Consider the following 17048-nt stretch of genomic DNA (forward strand, 5'->3'; position numbering starts at 1 on the left):
AGAGTGTAGCTCATGTTTGTTCCCGACAGTGCACGAACCGCCATTGAAGCCGACGAGTCAGGGGTCATCGAGATCCACCGCTCGGTGGAACCGGTCACCACCGCATGCGGCGATCGCCCCCCCTCTCCCTGCCTGGCCTTTGTCTGTGTCGTCCGAGAGGGTGAACGGGCCCGGGTTTATGTGGCCCTCGAGCAGACGGACCGCCGCTGTATGGCCTTGTACCGTCCTGACCGCGAGCCGGCCGAGGGGGAATCGCACGATGCCCTCGTGGCTGAAGCCATAGCCTTTGCCGAATCCCTCGGCTTTGTCATGCAGGAGGTCAATCTCCGCTACAGCAAGGCCATGCGCGAGGTGGTCATCCGGGAAATCCGGGTGATTCGCCGTCCTGCGGCTCCTCCCATGACCGGGACGGTGGAGCCGGCGGGAAAACGTCCCGCCGCCAAGCGCCCTGAAAAGGAGGCCACGCCGGCAGAGGCCCCACGACCGCCTGCGGAACCGGCCCCAAAGAAGGCGTCGTCTGCCCCCGATGTGAAGGCCCAGGAGGCGGAGGCGCGCCGAATGGAGGCCGAAAACGCGGCCCAGGAGCGCGAGGGGAACGCCCGGCTGGAGGAGCTCAACGCCCGCATTGCCGAACTGGGCCGCGAACGTGAGGAAATCCGGCGGGCCCTTGCCGGGAAGGAAAAGTCGCTCGAAGCCGAGATCGCACAACTGGAGCGCCGAAAGGCGGAAGACGAACGGGAGCTGACCGCGCGGACCGCCGCCCATGGTGCCGAGGTGGCTCGCCTGAGGGCGGACATCGAGCACCTCGGCGCGGAGCTGGCGCGGCTCGGATCCGGCGAGTCGACCGAGATGGCGGAACTCACCGCGGAGCTCAGCCGGCTGACGGCGGAGCGGGAACGGGCCGAGTCCTCGGCCGGGAGCGCCGAATCCGAGCTCCGCGACCGGCTGGCGCGTCTGTCGGCCGAGTGGGAAGAGGCCAGGAAGGCTTCTGAAGCGCGCCAGGAGATCCTTGAGCGCGATATCGCCCGCATGGCACGGGAGAAGGAAGAGGCTGAACGGCTCGGGGCCGAGCGGGTCCGGGAGCTGGAACAGGCGGTCCGGCGGGGGGAGGAGGAACGCGAAGCCGCCGGCGCCGTTGCCGCCAGGGATATTGAATCGCTGGAGGAGTCGCTCCGGCAGCAGGCCTCTGAGCGGGAAGCGGAGCGGAACGGGGCTGTTGCGCGCCTGGCCGCGCTGGTCGCCGAAGAGGCGGTGGTTGCGGCCGAGCGGGAAGCGGTCCGCCGGCTGGTGCTCCGCACGGGCGAAGGGGGCGCCGTGGAGGCGCTGGCAGCCGCAGAGGCGGAAGCGGCAGCGCTCCGATCCGAGCTGGAACGGCTTGCAGCCGCCAAGGCGCTGGCCGAGCAGACGGCCGCCGCGAGAATCGCCGCGCTGCAGACGGAGGTGGAGCGCCTGGGCGCGGCGCGGGAACCGGTCCGTCCCGTCCGTCGCGAGACTGCTCCCCGACCGGCGGAGTTGCCGTCGCTGCCGGTTTCACCGCCTCCCGTGCCGTCCGCCGCGTCCTCCGAATCCGGCTGGAGTGCCGGCGTAGCTGCCACGGTCGACGAGCTGCTTTCCGGTGGAGAAAACGCATCAGACGACTTTTCATTCGGGGATGGGGCGAATTCCGGCTTATCCGGCGGCGGGGCCTTCCGTCTCGACCCGTCCCTGTCCTGCGTCGAATACCACGATCCCGCCGATGTGGTGGAACTCCACCTGCCCCTCAACTACGTGAACGTGTCGCCGCCGGGGCATGTGCCCCAGACCTGCGGCGCGTACATCTGCGTCCTGAAACGGCGGGAAGCCGTCCGGGTCTACGTGGCCTGGAGCCTGACCGCCGACCGCAAGACCCTGGTCTACGTCCCCGAGCATCCCTCCTCCGGGGAGGCGGACAGCGCCGGTGTGGTACGTGATGCCTTCGCCTTCGTGGAAACCGTTGGATTCATGATGGACAGGCTGCGGCTCCCCGATGATCCCGCCAAACGGGCCAAGGCGCTGGCCACGGTGCCGGTCCTCTGCCGCAGGGGATAGCGGGCCGTTACCACCGTCCTCTGGCTTCTCGCCGTGGTCCCCGTCCTGATCGGCATTGCCGGAGCGCTGTTGCCGGCCCGGGCCATGGTGGCGTTCTTCGTGGCGGCTACCTTCTTCTGACGGGAAAGCGCCGGAGTCGGGCTCACTCTGGATTTTGTGTTTACAGAACGCTGTTTGTTGGCTAGAGTGTCGGGATTAATTCCGTGACTTTTCCACTCAAGGAGGAACAGCTATGAAAGCAGTACTGCTCGACGGCTTTGGCGGGCTTGATGTTCTCAAGGTAGGGGAGGCGGAGAGGCCGAAACCGGCGGAAGGGCAGGTGCTCGTCAAAGTGGTGGCCACCTCCGTCAATCGTCCCGACCTCGTTCAGCGGGAGGGAAAGTATCCGCCTCCGCCGGGTGATTCGGAAATCCTCGGCCTGGAGGTTTCGGGCACCATCGAGGAGCTGGGCCCGGGCGTCACCGGCTGGCAGGTGGGCGACCGGGTCATGTCCCTGGTCGGAGGGGGCGGCTACGCGGAGTACGCGGTGGCCTACGCGAGCCACCTCATGCGGATTCCCGAAAGCATGAGCTTCGAGGAGGCGGCCTGCGTCTGCGAGTCCTACATTACGGCATTCCTGAACGTCTTCATGATCGGCGGGCTCAAGGACAACAACAGCGTCATCCTCCACGGCGGCGGCGGCGGGGTGAACACTGCCGGCATCCAGCTCTGCAAGGCCCTGGTTCCCAACACGAAGATCGTTGTCACCGCCCATCCGTCAAAGATGGACCGGGTCAAGGCCCTGGGCGCCGACCTGGTCGTCGACTTCACCCAGACCCCTGACTTCTCCGAGGCGGTGAAGGAGTTCACCGGCAAGAAGGGGGTCGACGTGATCCTCGATCACGTGGGCGCCAAGTACCTGGTCCCCAACATGAATTCTCTGGCCTACGCCGGGCGGCTCGTCATCATCGGCGTCATCAGCGGCATCAAGGCTGAGCTCAATCTGGCGCTCATGATGGTGAAGCGGCAACAGATCATCGGCTCCGTGCTCCGCTCCCGTCCCGTGAAGGACAAGGGGGAGATCGTGGCCGAGTTCACAAGGACGGCTCTGCCGAAGTTCGCCGACCGAACCATAGTACCGATCATCGAGAAGGTCTTCCCCATGGACCAGGTGGTTGAAGCCCACCGGATGATGGAAGAAGACAAGCACTTCGGGAAGATCGTGCTGAAGATCAGCTAGCGTTCGATTCAGCGGTTGTTTCAGGCCCTCTCCCCTTGCCGGGAGAGGGCTTTTCTCTTTCAGCGGAAAAAGGAGGATCACGCCATGACGGCACCGCAATCGATCAGGGACCTGGATCTGGAACGCCTCTGCAACCGCATCTTTCACCCTTCCCCGTCAGCCTGGGAGGACGAGGTGCTCTACTTCCTGCTGCTCGACCGCTTTTCCGACGGCAACGAAACGGGCTACCGGGACAACCGGGGACGGCGCACGAGCCGGGGGGACACCCCGCCGTACCGCCCGGCCGATGCGGGCAACGCCATCGCCACCGAGCCCGAGGCCGCGGCCTGGCGCGAGGCCGGCACCCGCTGGTGCGGCGGGAATCTGAAGGGCCTCATGGGCAAGATGGGGTATCTCCGGCGATTGGGGGTGACCGCGGTCTGGGTCAGCCCCCTGTTCAAGCAGTGCTCCTTCGTCCCCACCTACCACGGTTACGGTATCCAGAACTTCCTGGACGTGGACCCCCACTTCGGCACTCGCGACGACCTGCGGGAACTGGTCCGCGTGGCCCACGCCAACGGCATTTACGTCATCCTCGACATCATCCTCAATCATGCGGGCAACGTGTTCGCCTACGACCGGGGATACACCCCCTACGACGGCGGCACCAGCTACCCGGTGACGGGATTCCGCACGGCCGACGGCACGCCGTCGCTCCCCTTCGGCCCGTCCCCCGCCGGGGCCTGGCCAGACGGTGCGGTCTGGCCCCGGGAGCTGCAGGCGCCGGAGTGCTTCACGCGCAAGGGATACATCCGGGACTGGGACCGTTACCACGAGTACCTGGATGGTGATTTCTTCGACCTGAAGGACATCCATCTGGGAGACGGGGACGTGGATACGTTCAGTCCGTCCCCGGCGCTCCTGGCGCTCTGCGAGGCGTACAAGTACTGGATCGCCTACGCCGACCTGGACGGCTATCGGATCGACACCGTAAAGCATATGGGGCCCGGGGCCACCCGCTTTTTCGCTTCAGCCATCCACGAATTCGCCCAGAGGATCGGCAAGGAGAATTTCTATCTCATCGGCGAGATCACCGGCGGCCGGGTCAACGCCTTTGACACCCTGGAGACCACCGGCCTCAACGCCGCGCTGGGGGTGGACGACATTCCGCTGCGCCTGGAGGATCTGGTGAAGGGAAAGGCCAATCCGGCCGACTACTTCGATCTCTTCCGCAACTCCCTGCTGGTGCGCAAGGAGTCCCACGCCTGGTTCCGCGACAAGGTGGTGACGGTCATCGACGATCACGACCAGGTCTGCCGCGGCGCCAAGAAAGAGCGGTTCTGTGCCGGCGATCCCTCGTGGCGCCGGCTGGTGCTGAATGCCCTGGCGCTCAATGCCACCACCCTCGGCATCCCCTGCATCTACTACGGTACCGAGCAGGCCTTCGACGGCGAAGGGGGGGACGACCGCTACCTGCGCGAATGCATGTTCGGCGGCCCCTTTGGCGCCTTCCGCAGCCGCGGGGTCCACTTCTTCGACGAGGATAACCCGGTCTACCGGGAGTGTGCCAAGGTCCTCGCCCTGCGGCGGGACATCATCGCCCTGCGCCGGGGGCGCCAGTATCTGCGGGAGATCTCCGGCGACGGGGTGAACTTCGGGCTTCCCTACGCCATCGGTGGCGAGATCCGCTCCGTGGTGGCCTGGTCGCGGATCTTCGACACCGAAGAGATCGTCCTCGCCATCAACACCGATCCTGACCATCCGCGCACCGCCCTGGTGCTCGTGGACGGCTCCCTCCACCGGGCAGGGGACGCTTTCGTCTGCCGCTACTCCACCGATCCGGACCAGGTGCGCCGCAGGGTGGTGGTGCGGGATGCCGGTCCCGCCATTCGGGCCGTAGAGCTCAGGGTGCCGGCAGCCGGTTTCGTCATGTTCCAGAAACGATACTACACTCGGGATGCTGGCCCCGCTTTTGCTTAGAATGACATGGAACTATTCATCTTTCAGGAGGACGGGCCATGTGGACCGATGATTTGACAGTGGGCATCTGGGAAATTGACACCCAGCACCGGGCGCTCTTCGTTCAACTGGAAAAGCTCCTCGACGCCTGCATGGTGGGGCGCGAACTGGACGAGGTCGTGGAAATGATGGTGTTCCTGGACGATTACGTTGATAGCCATTTCGAAGCCGAGGAACGGCTTCAGCGGGAAGCCGGGTATCCCGAGTATGAACGGCATCGGGCCGAGCACCTCATTTTTCGTGCTACCCTGGAGCGGTTGAAGGCCGAGCTGGTGGAGTCGGGGGTCACGCGGGACTTTGTGCTGAGGGTGAACCAGACGCTCATTGACTGGCTCAAGACACACATCCGCAGCGTGGATGCCGCAATGAGCGAGTTTCTGCTCAAGAAAACAGGGCAACCTGCCGATATGAGACTGTAAGGAAACCTGACATACTACACGCTACCGGGGGAAGCAATGCCTGAGTTTTACGATGTGCCCAGCGATATGGACGTCCATGAGTCGATCCTGTCCAAAGAAACCAAAAACGGGTTCCTGGTGGATGTGCGGATGGTGAAGCGCCACCGGCAGTACGAGGCGGCCCTCTTTCTGAACGGCCGCTACAAGCCGGGGCCCCCCCTGCCGCGCCCTCTGGATAACCCGTCGGGCGATACCACCCACTGGATGGGGGTGCGTCCGAGCGTCGGCTTCACCGATGAGGAAGCCCAGACGATCCTTGACGATGTCAAGTCCCAGAACGATCTGCACCACATCACCTTCAGGGACACCTGGGGGCGCGAATACGGCGACTGACCGGCCAGCCGCGTGACGGAGACGAAAAAGCGGGACCCGGCGCCGTCTGCTGCCGGGTCCCGCTTTTTTGCGTGGATGGGGGGAATGCCGCTGGGTCCTACCGCACCGTGAAGGATGTTTCCCGCGTGTCCTTTCCCGAGTCGGTCTTGACGGTGGTGATCACCTTGTAGTTTCCCTTCTTTGCGTCCGCCGGCAGGATGATCGGGATGGTGGAGGTGTAGGTGCCTCCCGTGTGGGCCACGGTGGCTTCGGGATTGCCGACGAGATCGCCGCCGTAGCGGATCTCGACCGACTCGGTCACATTGGTCTGGTCAGAGGCGGAAGGGGTCAGCAGGGCATAGGTGGTCTGGATTTCCACTTTTTCGCCGGCGTTGACGCTCGTGGGCGTGGTGGAGACATTCTCTATCCGCACCATGGTGCCCGAGGCGGGCTGGTAGTTGTACCGGGCCGCGGTCTGCTCCGCGGTGGACTTGCGGTCGATGGTGTAGTTGCCGATGAGTCCCCCGATGAGTGCGCCCGCCAGGCCGCCGAAGACCGCCCCCTTGGTGCGCGACCCTTCACCGGCGAGCACTGCGCCTGCGATGGCGCCCGCCGCCGCTCCGTAGCCGGCCCCTTTTGCCGCGCCCTTGTGCTCTTCGGAAACCGTTACGCACCCGGTAAGCGAAGTGATGGTGAATGCCGCCAGGGTGAACGCCGCTATGAATCCGTGTTTCATGGAGTGCCTCCTTGCCGTTTCCGGGCGATGGTGTGGGATGACAAGAAAAAAGTATAGCGGTCGGTCGGAAGAATGCAATCGGAGGAGGAATGGGATGTGCGGGGAGAGGGCACCCCTGCCGGATCAGGTGCTTACCTGGTTGCGGCCGCGCCCCTTGGCGCGGTAGAGGGCGTCGTCCGCCGCCTTGATGACGTCGGCGGGGCGGCGGAGCTCGCCGCTGCTCTCGGCCACGCCGATGCTGATGGTGACCGAGACGCAGCCGCGTCCCTGGGGCATCCCGGAGCGATGCCTCTTTCCCTCCCTGCTGGAGGCGGGCCGGTCCGAGGAGCGCAGGCGCATCCGGTAATCGGCGATGGCCCGCCGCAGCTCTTCCAGACGGCCAAGGACCTCTTCCCTCGTCCGGTTGGGGAAGAGGATGGTGAACTCTTCGCCGCCGTAGCGGTAGGCCTTGCCCCCGCCTCCCACGCCGCGCAGTTTTGCCGCCACCAGCCGGAGCACCTGATCCCCCACGTCGTGTCCGTAGGTGTCGTTGAACTTCTTGAAGTGGTCGACGTCGACCATGGCAACGCTGTAGCGCCGGCCCAGCCAGGTGAGCTGCTCGCTGAGCGCCCGGCGGGACGGGAGTCCCGTCAGCTCGTCCCGGAACGCCATGTTGTAGGAATCCTTGAGCACGCCGAGCGACAGGATGACCGCCGCGGCAGTCATGAAAACAGGCGTGACGTGGGGGTGGGCGATGCCGTTGCCCGCCGCGGCAAAGGCCACCAGCACCCCCAGGAACGCACTGTCCACGGGTGACTGCTTCAGGCCTGCCCGCGCCGCCACCAGCAGCCCCGAAAGGACGATTGCCGGAATGGCCGGTGGAGGAAGAGGAGACCCGGCAACCATGCCGGCGCCGGTAAAATGGCCCGCCAGCAGTTGCTGGCCCGCCACGTGCCCCGGTGTCATGGCCCACCAGACGAGCAGGGCCTGGAACCCCAGGAACGCGAAGCGGACCCGCCCCGCTACCGTGATGATCCCGCGTTCCCGCATGAGCGAGAACAGGGCGATGTTGAGCGGCACGAGCAGGGTGACGGCCTGGAAGAGCACCGTGGCCTCGATCCCCCGGGGGAGTTCCGCCGCATTCCCCTGAAAGCTCCAGTGCGAGACCGCCAGCAGGAAGAAGACGAACAGCGCCCGTCCCCGGTGGAAGTGGATGGAGAGGATGGCGCCAAGGGCAATCGCCGGGTAGGGGAGGTGGGCGAGCAGTTCAAGTCGTGCCGGGGGCAGCTCCGGCACCCGGGGCACGAACCAGAAGGTTGCCGCCAGAAGCGCAGCGGGAATCACGAAGATGGTGAAATGTCTTGCCGTCAGGGTGTTCACCCGGGCGCTGCTCCTTGGACAGGTGGTCAGTGGGATCGGTCTGGATGAGAAATATGCAATCTTTCGGCCGACGCAAGGTCACTCGCCGATAATTTTTACCAGGACACGTTTGCGGCGCTTGCCGTCGAACTCTCCGTAAAAGATCCGTTCCCACGGTCCCAGGTCCAGTTCCCCGGCCGTGACCGCAACTACGACCTCCCGGCCCATGACCGTCCGCTTCAGGTGGGCGTCGGCGTTATCCTCATAACCGTTGTGACGGTAGCGTTCATAGGGTCTTTCAGGGGCAAGCCCCTCAAGCCAGACCTCCAAGTCGTGGTGGAGCCCCGACTCGTCGTCGTTGATGAAGACGCTTGCCGTGATGTGCATGGCATTGCAGAGGAGCAGCCCCTCGCGGATGCCGCTTTCCCGCAGGCATTCCCGCACCGTGGGGGTAATGTTGATGAACTGGCGGCGCTGGCGCGTCTCGAACCAGAGTTCCTTGCGGAAGTGTTTCATCGGTCGATGTTCTCCTGGAAATGGAGCGTCATGCCGTCGAGCTCCAGGGCCGCCAGGGACCCCATGCCCGGCCGCTCCGGGTAGACGCAGCCGTTGTCGAGGACGATCCGGTCCGTGGCCAGCCCCTGTTCGATCTCCTGCCGGGTCATGGGGGTGTGGCCGCCGATGACCCGGCGCCCGCCGAGCCGTTCCCTGCGCACCTCCAGGGAGCGGCTCCAGAGCATCGCCTCCCGGTTGACGAAGGGGTCGGGGAGCGAGAGGTCGAGGCTTGCGTGGACGAGCACAAAGTCCGGCAGCACCAGGTAGCACGGCATCTGCTCCATGAAGCGGCGATAGTGGGCAGGCACCTCGCAGGCGTCCCCAACGCCGAAGCTTCCGAGGGTGGCGAGGCCGCCGTTCAGGGTCCAGAGCCTGAAGGCGTTCCGGTCCCGGCAGCCGTTCAGGAACATTTCCTCGTGGTTGCCCCGCAGCGCGCGAACCCGGTAGCCCTTGAGCGACAGGGAGATGAGCAGGTCCATGACCTCCCGGCTCCGGGGACCCCGGTCGATGTAGTCCCCCAGCAGGTAGAGATCGTCCCGGCGCGTCAGGCCCAGGACCCGGAACAGCAGCCGGTCGAGGGTCAGGGCGCACCCATGGATGTCGGGGATGACGAAACGGCGGGAATGGGTCGAGTGATGTACCATGGCTCCTGACCGGGAGATAACGGATTTGGTACATTTTTTATACCATGGGGGAATCCGGGGAGTAAAGCCATGACCGTTGTCAACCTCTGTTCTCGGCTTGGTTGACGATCCGGGTGCCACTGTGCTAAAAAATTACTCTTGGGACAGACGCCGGGAGGAGAGCGTGACGCGAAGCATTGCCGGGGAATTGCAGCAACTCAGGGAGCAGGGCCTTCACCGGAGCCTGCGGACCGTGGCGGGGAGCCAAGGGAGCCGGGTGGTGGTGGAGGGGAGGGAGGTAATGCTCCTCTGCTCCAACAACTACCTGGGGCTGGCCGATCACCCCGCCCTCAAACGGGCGGCCGTGGAGGCCGTGGAGCGCTACGGCACGGGCAGCGGCGCCTCGCGGCTCGTCTCCGGCACCATGGAGCTCCACGCGGCTCTGGAGGAGCGGCTCGCCCGGTTCAAGGGAACCGAGGCGGCCCTGGTCTTCAATTCGGGGTACGCGGCCAACAGCGGCATCATCCCCGCCCTGGCCGGCCGGGGCGACGTGGTGTTCTCGGACCGGCTCAACCATGCAAGCATCGTGGACGGCTGCCTGCTCTCCCGGGCCCGGTTCGTCCGCTACCCCCACAACGACATGAACGCCCTGGAGCGCCTCCTGGCCGAGCACCGGGGCGCCGGCCGCATGCTCATCGTCACCGACGGCGTCTTCAGCATGGACGGTGACCTGGCACCGCTCCCCGCCCTGGCGGCCCTCAAGCGGCAGTACGGCGCCCTGCTCATGGTGGACGACGCCCACGGCACCGGGGTGCTGGGGGAGAGCGGGCGGGGAACCGCCGAACAATTCGGGGTGACGGCCGACATCGATCTCCAGATGGGGACCCTCGGCAAGGCCCTTGGCGGCTTCGGCGCCTATGTCGCCGCCTCCGCCGAGGTGGTGGAACTGCTCGTAAACCGGGCCCGCAGCTTCATCTTTTCCACGTCGCTCCCCCCGGCGGTCCTGGCCGCGGCCCGGGCCGCCCTGGACCTGGTCGATTCCCCCGAAGGGGACGCGCTACGCCGCCGCCTGGCCCGTTCCGCCGCTCTGTTCCGGGACGCGCTCCAGGGGGCCGGCTTCGACACCATGGGGAGCGAAACCCAGATCGTTCCAGCTCTGGTAGGTGAGGCCGAACCGGTCATGGCCTTTACCCGGCGGCTTCTTGAGGAGGGATATTACGTCCAGGGCATTCGCCCCCCCACGGTGCCGGCCGGTACCTGCCGTCTCCGCTGCACCCTCATGGCCACCCACGACGAGTCCGACCTGGAGCGCGCCGTGGCCGCCATGACGCGGATCGGCAAAGAACTGGGCATTGTGTGAACCGAGGTGTCATGCCGTTTCTCCAAACAGACCACAACCTGACGATCCATTATGACGACCAGGGGGACGGCTTCCCCCTGGTGCTCGTCCACGGCTGGGCCATGGAGGGTGGCGTCTGGGCCTTCCAGCGGCCGCTGGCAGCCTCGTTCCGGCTCATCACCGTGGATCTCAGGGGCCACGGCCGGTCCACGGCGCCGGGTGACGGGTATTGTCTCGCCGATTTCGCGGCAGATATTGTGTCACTGTTTAACGGGCTTGGCCTGGAACGGGCCGCGATCGCCGGCTGGTCCCTCGGTGCCCAGGCGGCCCTGGAGGCGGCACCGCTGCTGGGAGACCGCCTTGCCGCACTCGTGCTCGTGGGGGCGACCCCCCGATTCTCGGCAGCGGATGGTTGGCCCCACGGCCTTCCCGCCACCGAATGCCGGGGGCTGGGGCTGCGCCTGCGGCGCTCGTTCGATGCCGCGCTTGACGGTTTTTTCCACAGCATGTTCGCGGAGGGGGAGCTCTCTGAGGAATCCGTACGGCTCATCGGGCAAGAGATCGCCGCACCGCACCGCCGTCCCGCCGCCACGGCCGCCCAGGCCGCCCTCGTCACCCTGGCGGAAAGCGACCAGCGCCACCTCCTGGCAAAAATACGCGTGCCCGCCCTGGTCATTCACGGCGACCGGGACGCCATCTGTCCCCCCGAGGCCGGCGTCCATTTGGCGGATCATCTTCCCCTGGGCCGGTTCCTGTTGTTCGCCGGAGCCGGTCATGCCCCCTTCCTTTCCCGCCCCCGGGAATTCAACAGCGAAGTGACACGCTTTCTGCGCGAGGTTGCCGGAGATGATTGACCGCCGCAAGGTCCGCAACGCCTTTCACCAAGGGGCCGCCGACTATGATGCCTACGCCGCCGTGCAGAAGCGGGTCATGGAGCGGATGCTTTCCCTCCTTTTTGCCGAGGGGGTCGAACCGGCCCGCATTCTCGACGTGGGAGCCGGCACCGGCGCCCTGGCCCTGCGCCTTGCCGACCGCTACCCGTCGGCCGCCATAACCTGCGTGGACCTGGCCCACGGCATGGCGCGGCAGGCCCGCGACAACCTGGGCCGGACCATGGAGCGCCTGGTCGCCGTAGCCGATGCGGAACATCTTCCCCTTCGCGATGGTGTCTTCGACCTGGTAGTCTCCACCTCCACCTTCCAGTGGCTCACCACGCTCGACCGGGCCTTTGTGGAGGCCCGCAGGGTTCTGGCCGATGACGGGCTGTTCGCCTTTGCCCTGTTTGGCGACGGCACCTTCCGGGAGCTCAAGGCATCCTACCGGGCCGCCCTCCATTCGGTGCCGCGCGGGGGGAGGGACCGGACCCACCGGTTTTTCACGCGGGACGAAGTGCGGGCGGCACTGGCGCGGGCGGGATTCAGGTCGGTGGAGGTGTTCGATGAGGACGAGGTGGAATACCACCCGGACGTGCCGGCCTTTCTCCGCTCCGTGAAGCGGATCGGCGCCGGCAACGCCTCGCCGGTTCCCGGGCGGGGCCTCTCGGGGCGGCGGGTCATGGAGGCGATGATGCGGACGTATGCCGAGAGCTTCGGCGGTGCCGATGGAATTCCGGCCACCTATACGGTGGTCTATGGGGTGGGGAAGCGTTAGCTGAGGGCGTGAAGCGACGGAAAACAGGGGACCGTGCGGGCGACTCCCCCGACCGGAGATCAGACTGCCTGGGGCCTGCTCGTTCCGTTCATGCGCGCTCCAAAAAAAACCCCTCGCCGGGAGGGGATTTGGGGTGACGTCAGTACGGTGGGGAGAGACTAGCCGAGCACGTCGATGAGTTTTTTGGCCAAGGGGTGGACCACTGTGTAGTGGACCTCGACGCCCTCGCGCTTGCCTTCGATGATGCCCTTGTTCTTGAGCAGGGCCAGATGCTGGGAAACGGTGGCCTGGGGAAGACCGAGGCACTCCCAGATATGCTTTACGTTACATTCCCTCGTGCAGAGCCCCGCCACGATCTTGAGCCGGACCGGGTGGCCGAGCACCTTGAAGATTTCCGCTTCGTCGGTGAAATTTCTGCTCTTGTCGAATTCTTCCATTTTCATGAAAAATCCTTCCTGTTGCCCGCGGAAGCGTTGCCCCTCCGGAATCGGGAGAATGAGGTGGGGCCTAGGGAATATTTCATATAGTTATATGGTTCTAAACATGCCTTGTCAAGAAAAAGGTGCCGGCATACCAAACAGTTTTTTACTGAGGTGGCACGCTGCTAAGTGGCCGGGTTCCTTCTCTTCTAGGGGGGGGATTTCAGAACGGCAAATCGTTTCGACATAGGGGCATCTCGGATGGAAAGGGCAGGCAGGTGGCGGAGTTATCGGTGAAGGCGGATCGCCTGCCAGGATGATCCGTTTGCGGCTGGATCCCGCCTTTACTCGGGGGACCGCCGACAGGAGCGCCTCGGTGTAGGGGTGCTGAAACCGCGAAAACACCGCATCCCTCGTCCCGATCTCCACGATTTTACCCAGGTACATGACCGCCACCCTGTCGCTCAGATGCCTGACCACTGACAGGTCGTGGGCAATGAAGAGATACGAGAGCCCCAGATCGCGTTTCAGTTGCTGCAGAAGATTGATGATCTGGGCCTGGATGGAGAGGTCCAGGGCGGACACCGGCTCATCGGCCACGATGACGCGGGGCGAGACCGCAATGGCCCGGGCAATGCCGATCCTCTGCCGCTGGCCGCCGGAGAATTCGTGGGGATAGCGGTCCGCATGGCCCGCCTGGAGTCCCACCATGTCCAGCAGTTCCAGGGTCCGGGCCCGGCGTCCCCCGCGCGGGGCAAGGCCGTGGATGTCCAATGCCTCGCCCACGATGTCGGCCACCCGCATGCGCGGATTCAGGGAGGAGAACGGATCCTGGAAGATCATCTGCACATCTTTGCGGAACGACTGGCGCTCGTCGCGGGTCATGTGGGCCACGGCCCGGCCGTTGAAGCGGATGGTGCCGGCGTCGGGAGGGATCAGCCCCATGAGAAGCTTGCCCACCGTGGATTTGCCGCACCCGGACTCGCCGGCGAGTCCCAGGGTCTCGCCCGGAGCGATGCCGAAGGTCACGTCCGAGACGGCCCGCAGCTCCCGTCGGGGGGAAAAGGGGCCGGCACTGACGGAAAACGCCTTGGAAAGGTTCTCCGCGCTGAGGAGATGATCGTCGGTCATAGGGGATTCCAGCACCGGACCCGGTGGCCCGGCGAACGTTCGATGAGGGGAGGCGTTTCCCGGGCGCACTCCCGCACCTTGCGGGGGCAGCGGTTGCAGAAGCCGCAGCCGGTGAGCCCGCCGAGCAGGCTCGGCACCTGCCCGGCAATCGTGCGCAGCGGCTCGCCCGGAACGCTGCGCTGGGGGAGCGACGCCAGAAGCCCCTCGGTATAGGGATGCAGGGGGGTGGTCACCAGTTCGGCGGTGGGCCCCTCTTCCACGATCCGTCCCGCGTACATCACCATGGTCCGGTCGGCCCGCTCGGCAACCACCCCCAGGTCGTGGGTGATGAGGAGAAGGGCCATGCGGTGCTCTTCGCCGAGGCGGTCGAGGAGCTCCAGGATCTGCGCCTGGATGGTGACGTCCAGGGCGGTGGTCGGCTCGTCAGCGATCAGAAGCCGCGGGCCGCAGGCCAGCGCCATGGCGATCATGACGCGTTGCCGCATGCCGCCCGACAACTGGTGGGGATAAGCGTCGAGCCGGGATGCCGGCTCGGGAATCCCCACCAGGGCCAGCAGGCGCTCTGCCTCCTCCCGCGCCTCGCGGCGGCCGAGCCGGCGGTGGAGGATGAGCCCTTCGGCGATTTGGCTGCCGATCCGGAATACCGGGTTCAGGGATGTCATGGGTTCCTGGAAGATCATGCCGATGCGGTTCCCGCGGATGGAGCGCATCTCCGCCTCGCTTGCCGCCAGCAGGTCGACCCCGTCAAAGCGGATTTCACCCCCGGTTATTTCGCCGGGCGGCGGCACCAGCCGCAGGATGGATGCCGCGGTTACGCTTTTTCCGCAGCCGGATTCACCCACCAGGGCCAGGGTTTCTCCGGCGGCAATGGAGAGATCGACGCCGTCCACGGCATGGATGTCCCCTTCGGCAAGATGGAAAACGGTGGTGAGTCGCTTGATGTCGAGCAGGTTTGCCACGGACGGTTCCTGTTGGGAAAAAATGGGCGCAGGATGTGATGAGTCAGTGGTGGTTATACCATGATCTCCATCGGCGGGCAAATGTCGGCTGTGTCTCGGGGCTCAGGTGGTGCGGTGGCCGTATTCGCTGATGGCGACCACCTTGCGTTCCGCACGCCGATGATCGCGGGCAGGTGAGAAGTCGTGCGGCTCTTCCCGTTGGAAAGCGATGCCCAGGATGCCCGATTCCAGGAGTTCGATGAACGCAGGCACCAGTTCCGGGTCGAATTGGGTGCCCACGTTGTCGATCAATTCCCGTACCGCCAGTTCCACCGGCAGGGCTTTGCGGTAGGGGCGGTCGGAGGTCATGGCGTCGAAGGCGTCGGCCACGGCGAGGATGCGGGATTCGAGCAACTGCTCCTCCCGGCCGAGGCGGTTCGGGTAGCCGCGACCGTCGTACCGCTCGTGGTGCTGGCCGATGCACTGGCGCACATCCTGGAGAAAATCGATGGGCTCCAGAATCTTCATGCCGATCTCCGGATGCTGCTGAAGGTCGCGGATCTCGTCCGACGAGAGTTTGCCTTCCTTGTGGAGCAGGCTCAGATCGATGCCGATCTTGCCGATGTCGTGCAGGATGGCGGCCCGCTCGATCACCTTGACGCGATCGGCGGGAAGCCGCAGCTTGCGCGCCAGTTCCGTGGAGTAGCGGGTGACCCGCTCCGAGTGGCCGCGGGTATAGCTGTCGCTCGCCTCGATGGCGGAAACCAGGGCCTGGATGGTGTGAAGGTAGGTGGCCTGCTGCTCGTCGTAGAGCTGGGCGTTCTTGATGGCGATGCTCGCCTGGGCGGCGATGGTGGAGAGCAGCTCCAGCTCTTCATTGGTGTAGGTGGAATGGTCGTCCTTGTTCACCACCGTAATGGTGCCGATGATTTCGTCCTTGACCTGGAGCGGGGCGCAGACGAGGGTCCTGCGCTCGTATCCCAGGGAACTGTACCGGTCGAACTGGGGCCATTCGTCCATGTCGGTGATGAGGAGCGGCCGCCGGTTTTCGATGACCCAGGTGGATACGCTCGACTGCTTCATGGGCAGCGTCGTCGACGAGCCCTCCGGGATGGTGTGGCCCAGCAGCGTCGTCACCTGCAGGTTCCTTTCCCGGGGCGAATAGAGGATGACATAGCCGATCTGGGCGTGGAGCGTGTCGACCGTGGTCTTGACGATCAGGTTGAAGAGCCGCTCGGGCTCCATGGTCGAGTTGAGGGCGAGCCCCACCTTGTAGAGGGTCGAGAGCCTCGCAACGGCCTGTTCGAGGTTGGTGTTCTTGTCCTCCAGCTCGCTGGCCAGGTCCGCGATTTTGTAGTTCGCCTCCTCGATCTCCTCGATCCGCTCTTCCATGCCGACGTTCAGATTTTCGATCTCCCTGAGCTGTTCCTCCAGTTTCTGGTTCATGAGGTGCATTTCGTGGTGATGGGACAGCTTGGACTGGGCCCGGGCCAGCTCGCGCTCGTGGCTGATGGTGGTTTCCATGTAGTACTTGAGCTTGTTCACCATCATGTTGAAGTTGTCGGACAGCGCCATCATGTCATCGCTGCTGTAAATGTCGCTCCTCACATCGAAGTCGCCGTGCTCCACCCGCTGCATTGACGCGATGATGGCCTTCAGGGGCCGGTTCACGTAGGCGTGGAGAAAGAGCGATACGGTAATGAAGATCAGCAGGACCATGAACAGGGTCGAGGTCAGGGCAAAGCTTTTGCCCTTGTCCAGATCCGCCTGGAGGTAGTCGATGGGGAGCTCGATCTCGAGGGCGCCGAGAATGACTTGGCCGGCGTCATGGCATCCCTGGCAGGCCGGCCTGTTGTAAATGAGGGAGATGCTGTGGAACTGCTGGTGATTTCCCCTGTTGTGCAGGTGGATGGCGTTTCCCTGGCGGTAGGCTTCCAGCTCCTGCACATCCACCTGGCCACCGATCTCGCGCTTGTCGGAGGAGTTGAGGATGCGGCCGTTTTCGTCGAAGATTGTGAGGCTGTTGATGGCTTCGTGCGCCTTGAGGCGCGTCAGGATGCGGGTCACCTCGTCTGATTGCCCGCTCATCATGACGTTTTCGATACTGTTCTGGATGGTGGTGGCGAGGATCTGGGCGTTGCGTGCCGAAATGCGGGTGATGGTACGCTGCTGGTTGCGATATTCCAGATACCCGAACGTCGCAACGATCACCACGACGATCAGGGTTATCATGCCAAGTATTTTTACTCGAAGAGAATTCATGAA

Annotated in this window: 16 protein-coding genes; 8 read left to right on the forward strand and 8 right to left on the reverse strand. The window is 64.9% G+C overall.

All coding sequences use genetic code 11. The annotated features are described in order from the left end of the window. The first annotated feature begins 12 nt into the window (after positions 1-12). The 5 genes from AC6CDK_RS06395 (at position 13) to AC6CDK_RS06415 (ending at position 6075) form a co-directional block, all read left to right on the forward strand. A complete protein-coding gene (locus AC6CDK_RS06395) occupies positions 13-2067 on the forward strand; it encodes a coiled-coil domain-containing protein (RefSeq protein ID WP_192905507.1) in 2055 nt (684 codons plus the stop codon). A 232-nt stretch (positions 2068-2299) separates the two neighbouring features. Further along, a complete protein-coding gene (locus tag AC6CDK_RS06400; protein WP_039643295.1) occupies positions 2300-3286 on the forward strand; it encodes an NAD(P)H-quinone oxidoreductase in 987 nt (328 codons plus the stop codon). An 84-nt stretch (positions 3287-3370) separates the two neighbouring features. Then, positions 3371-5245, forward strand: a complete 1875-nt coding sequence (locus AC6CDK_RS06405; protein WP_052269377.1) for an alpha-amylase family glycosyl hydrolase — start codon at positions 3371-3373, stop codon at positions 5243-5245. Between the two features lie 38 nt (positions 5246-5283). After that, positions 5284-5703, forward strand: coding sequence for a bacteriohemerythrin (locus AC6CDK_RS06410; protein WP_039643296.1), 420 nt, complete (start codon positions 5284-5286; stop codon positions 5701-5703). A gap of 36 nt (positions 5704-5739) precedes the next feature. Beyond that, on the forward strand, positions 5740-6075 hold the full coding sequence (locus AC6CDK_RS06415; protein WP_039643297.1) for a hypothetical protein: 336 nt from the start codon (positions 5740-5742) through the stop codon (positions 6073-6075). 97 nt (positions 6076-6172) lie between these two features. Here the strand turns inward: AC6CDK_RS06415 and AC6CDK_RS06420 are convergent, their stop codons facing one another. The 4 genes from AC6CDK_RS06420 to AC6CDK_RS06435 all read right to left on the reverse strand — a co-directional run bounded on the left by AC6CDK_RS06420 (position 6173) and on the right by AC6CDK_RS06435 (position 9327). Next, positions 6173-6790, reverse strand: a complete 618-nt coding sequence (locus AC6CDK_RS06420) for a YMGG-like glycine zipper-containing protein (RefSeq protein WP_039643298.1) — start codon at positions 6788-6790, stop codon at positions 6173-6175. Positions 6791-6913: 123 nt separating this feature from the next. After that, complete coding sequence (locus AC6CDK_RS06425) at positions 6914-8149, reverse strand: GGDEF domain-containing protein (RefSeq protein WP_039643299.1); 1236 nt, start codon at positions 8147-8149, stop codon at positions 6914-6916. Between the two features lie 78 nt (positions 8150-8227). After that, entirely contained in the window at positions 8228-8644 is a 417-nt protein-coding gene (locus AC6CDK_RS06430; protein ID WP_039643300.1) for a secondary thiamine-phosphate synthase enzyme YjbQ, read from the reverse strand. Then, a complete protein-coding gene (locus AC6CDK_RS06435; protein ID WP_192905508.1) occupies positions 8641-9327 on the reverse strand; it encodes a metallophosphoesterase family protein in 687 nt (228 codons plus the stop codon). The genes AC6CDK_RS06430 and AC6CDK_RS06435 overlap by 4 nt, the downstream gene beginning before the upstream one ends. Positions 9328-9490: 163 nt before the next feature. Between AC6CDK_RS06435 and bioF the strand changes: the two genes are divergently transcribed. Genes bioF through bioC form a run of 3 tightly spaced genes read left to right on the forward strand, consistent with a single transcriptional unit; the run spans position 9491 to position 12295 of the window. Next, entirely contained in the window at positions 9491-10666 is a 1176-nt protein-coding gene (gene bioF / locus AC6CDK_RS06440; protein WP_039643302.1) for an 8-amino-7-oxononanoate synthase, read from the forward strand. An 11-nt stretch (positions 10667-10677) separates the two neighbouring features. Beyond that, on the forward strand, positions 10678-11499 hold the full coding sequence (locus AC6CDK_RS06445) for an alpha/beta fold hydrolase (RefSeq protein WP_039643303.1): 822 nt from the start codon (positions 10678-10680) through the stop codon (positions 11497-11499). Further along, positions 11492-12295, forward strand: a complete 804-nt coding sequence (gene bioC, locus AC6CDK_RS06450) for a malonyl-ACP O-methyltransferase BioC (protein ID WP_192905509.1) — start codon at positions 11492-11494, stop codon at positions 12293-12295. Before AC6CDK_RS06445 ends, bioC begins: the two co-directional genes overlap by 8 nt. 158 nt (positions 12296-12453) lie before the next feature. Here the strand turns inward: bioC and AC6CDK_RS06455 are convergent, their stop codons facing one another. From AC6CDK_RS06455 to AC6CDK_RS06470, 4 genes are all read right to left on the reverse strand, one after another. Beyond that, complete coding sequence (locus tag AC6CDK_RS06455; RefSeq protein ID WP_039643305.1) at positions 12454-12738, reverse strand: ArsR/SmtB family transcription factor; 285 nt, start codon at positions 12736-12738, stop codon at positions 12454-12456. A gap of 108 nt (positions 12739-12846) precedes the next feature. Next, the gene (locus AC6CDK_RS06460; protein WP_192905510.1) at positions 12847-13845 is read right to left on the reverse strand and encodes an ABC transporter ATP-binding protein; all 999 of its coding nucleotides are present in this window, start codon (positions 13843-13845) and stop codon (positions 12847-12849) included. Next, positions 13842-14804, reverse strand: a complete 963-nt coding sequence (locus tag AC6CDK_RS06465; protein WP_039643307.1) for an ABC transporter ATP-binding protein — start codon at positions 14802-14804, stop codon at positions 13842-13844. The genes AC6CDK_RS06460 and AC6CDK_RS06465 overlap by 4 nt, the downstream gene beginning before the upstream one ends. Before the next feature lie 102 nt (positions 14805-14906). After that, positions 14907-17045: an HD domain-containing phosphohydrolase gene (locus tag AC6CDK_RS06470; protein WP_192905511.1), complete on the reverse strand. Its 2139-nt coding sequence runs from the start codon at positions 17043-17045 to the stop codon at positions 14907-14909. Between the last annotated feature and the right edge of the window lie 3 nt (positions 17046-17048).

This window comes from Geobacter sp. PheSNFMC (assembly GCF_059620965.1).

Excerpts from the sequence above, each read along its gene's own strand:
- AC6CDK_RS06400 (WP_039643295.1), top strand. The coding sequence starts at position 2,300 with ATGAAAGCAGTACTGCTCGACGGCTTTGGCGGGCTTGATGTTCTCAAG.
- AC6CDK_RS06460 (WP_192905510.1), bottom strand. The coding sequence starts at position 13,845 with ATGACCGACGATCATCTCCTCAGCGCGGAGAACCTTTCCAAGGCGTTT.
- AC6CDK_RS06430 (WP_039643300.1), bottom strand. The coding sequence starts at position 8,644 with ATGAAACACTTCCGCAAGGAACTCTGGTTCGAGACGCGCCAGCGCCGC.
- AC6CDK_RS06405 (WP_052269377.1), top strand. The coding sequence starts at position 3,371 with ATGACGGCACCGCAATCGATCAGGGACCTGGATCTGGAACGCCTCTGC.
- AC6CDK_RS06395 (WP_192905507.1), top strand. The coding sequence starts at position 13 with ATGTTTGTTCCCGACAGTGCACGAACCGCCATTGAAGCCGACGAGTCA.
- AC6CDK_RS06415 (WP_039643297.1), top strand. The coding sequence starts at position 5,740 with ATGCCTGAGTTTTACGATGTGCCCAGCGATATGGACGTCCATGAGTCG.
- AC6CDK_RS06470 (WP_192905511.1), bottom strand. The coding sequence starts at position 17,045 with ATGAATTCTCTTCGAGTAAAAATACTTGGCATGATAACCCTGATCGTC.
- AC6CDK_RS06455 (WP_039643305.1), bottom strand. The coding sequence starts at position 12,738 with ATGAAAATGGAAGAATTCGACAAGAGCAGAAATTTCACCGACGAAGCG.
- AC6CDK_RS06410 (WP_039643296.1), top strand. The coding sequence starts at position 5,284 with ATGTGGACCGATGATTTGACAGTGGGCATCTGGGAAATTGACACCCAG.
- AC6CDK_RS06420 (WP_039643298.1), bottom strand. The coding sequence starts at position 6,790 with ATGAAACACGGATTCATAGCGGCGTTCACCCTGGCGGCATTCACCATC.
- AC6CDK_RS06445 (WP_039643303.1), top strand. The coding sequence starts at position 10,678 with ATGCCGTTTCTCCAAACAGACCACAACCTGACGATCCATTATGACGAC.
- AC6CDK_RS06435 (WP_192905508.1), bottom strand. The coding sequence starts at position 9,327 with ATGGTACATCACTCGACCCATTCCCGCCGTTTCGTCATCCCCGACATC.
- bioC (WP_192905509.1), top strand. The coding sequence starts at position 11,492 with ATGATTGACCGCCGCAAGGTCCGCAACGCCTTTCACCAAGGGGCCGCC.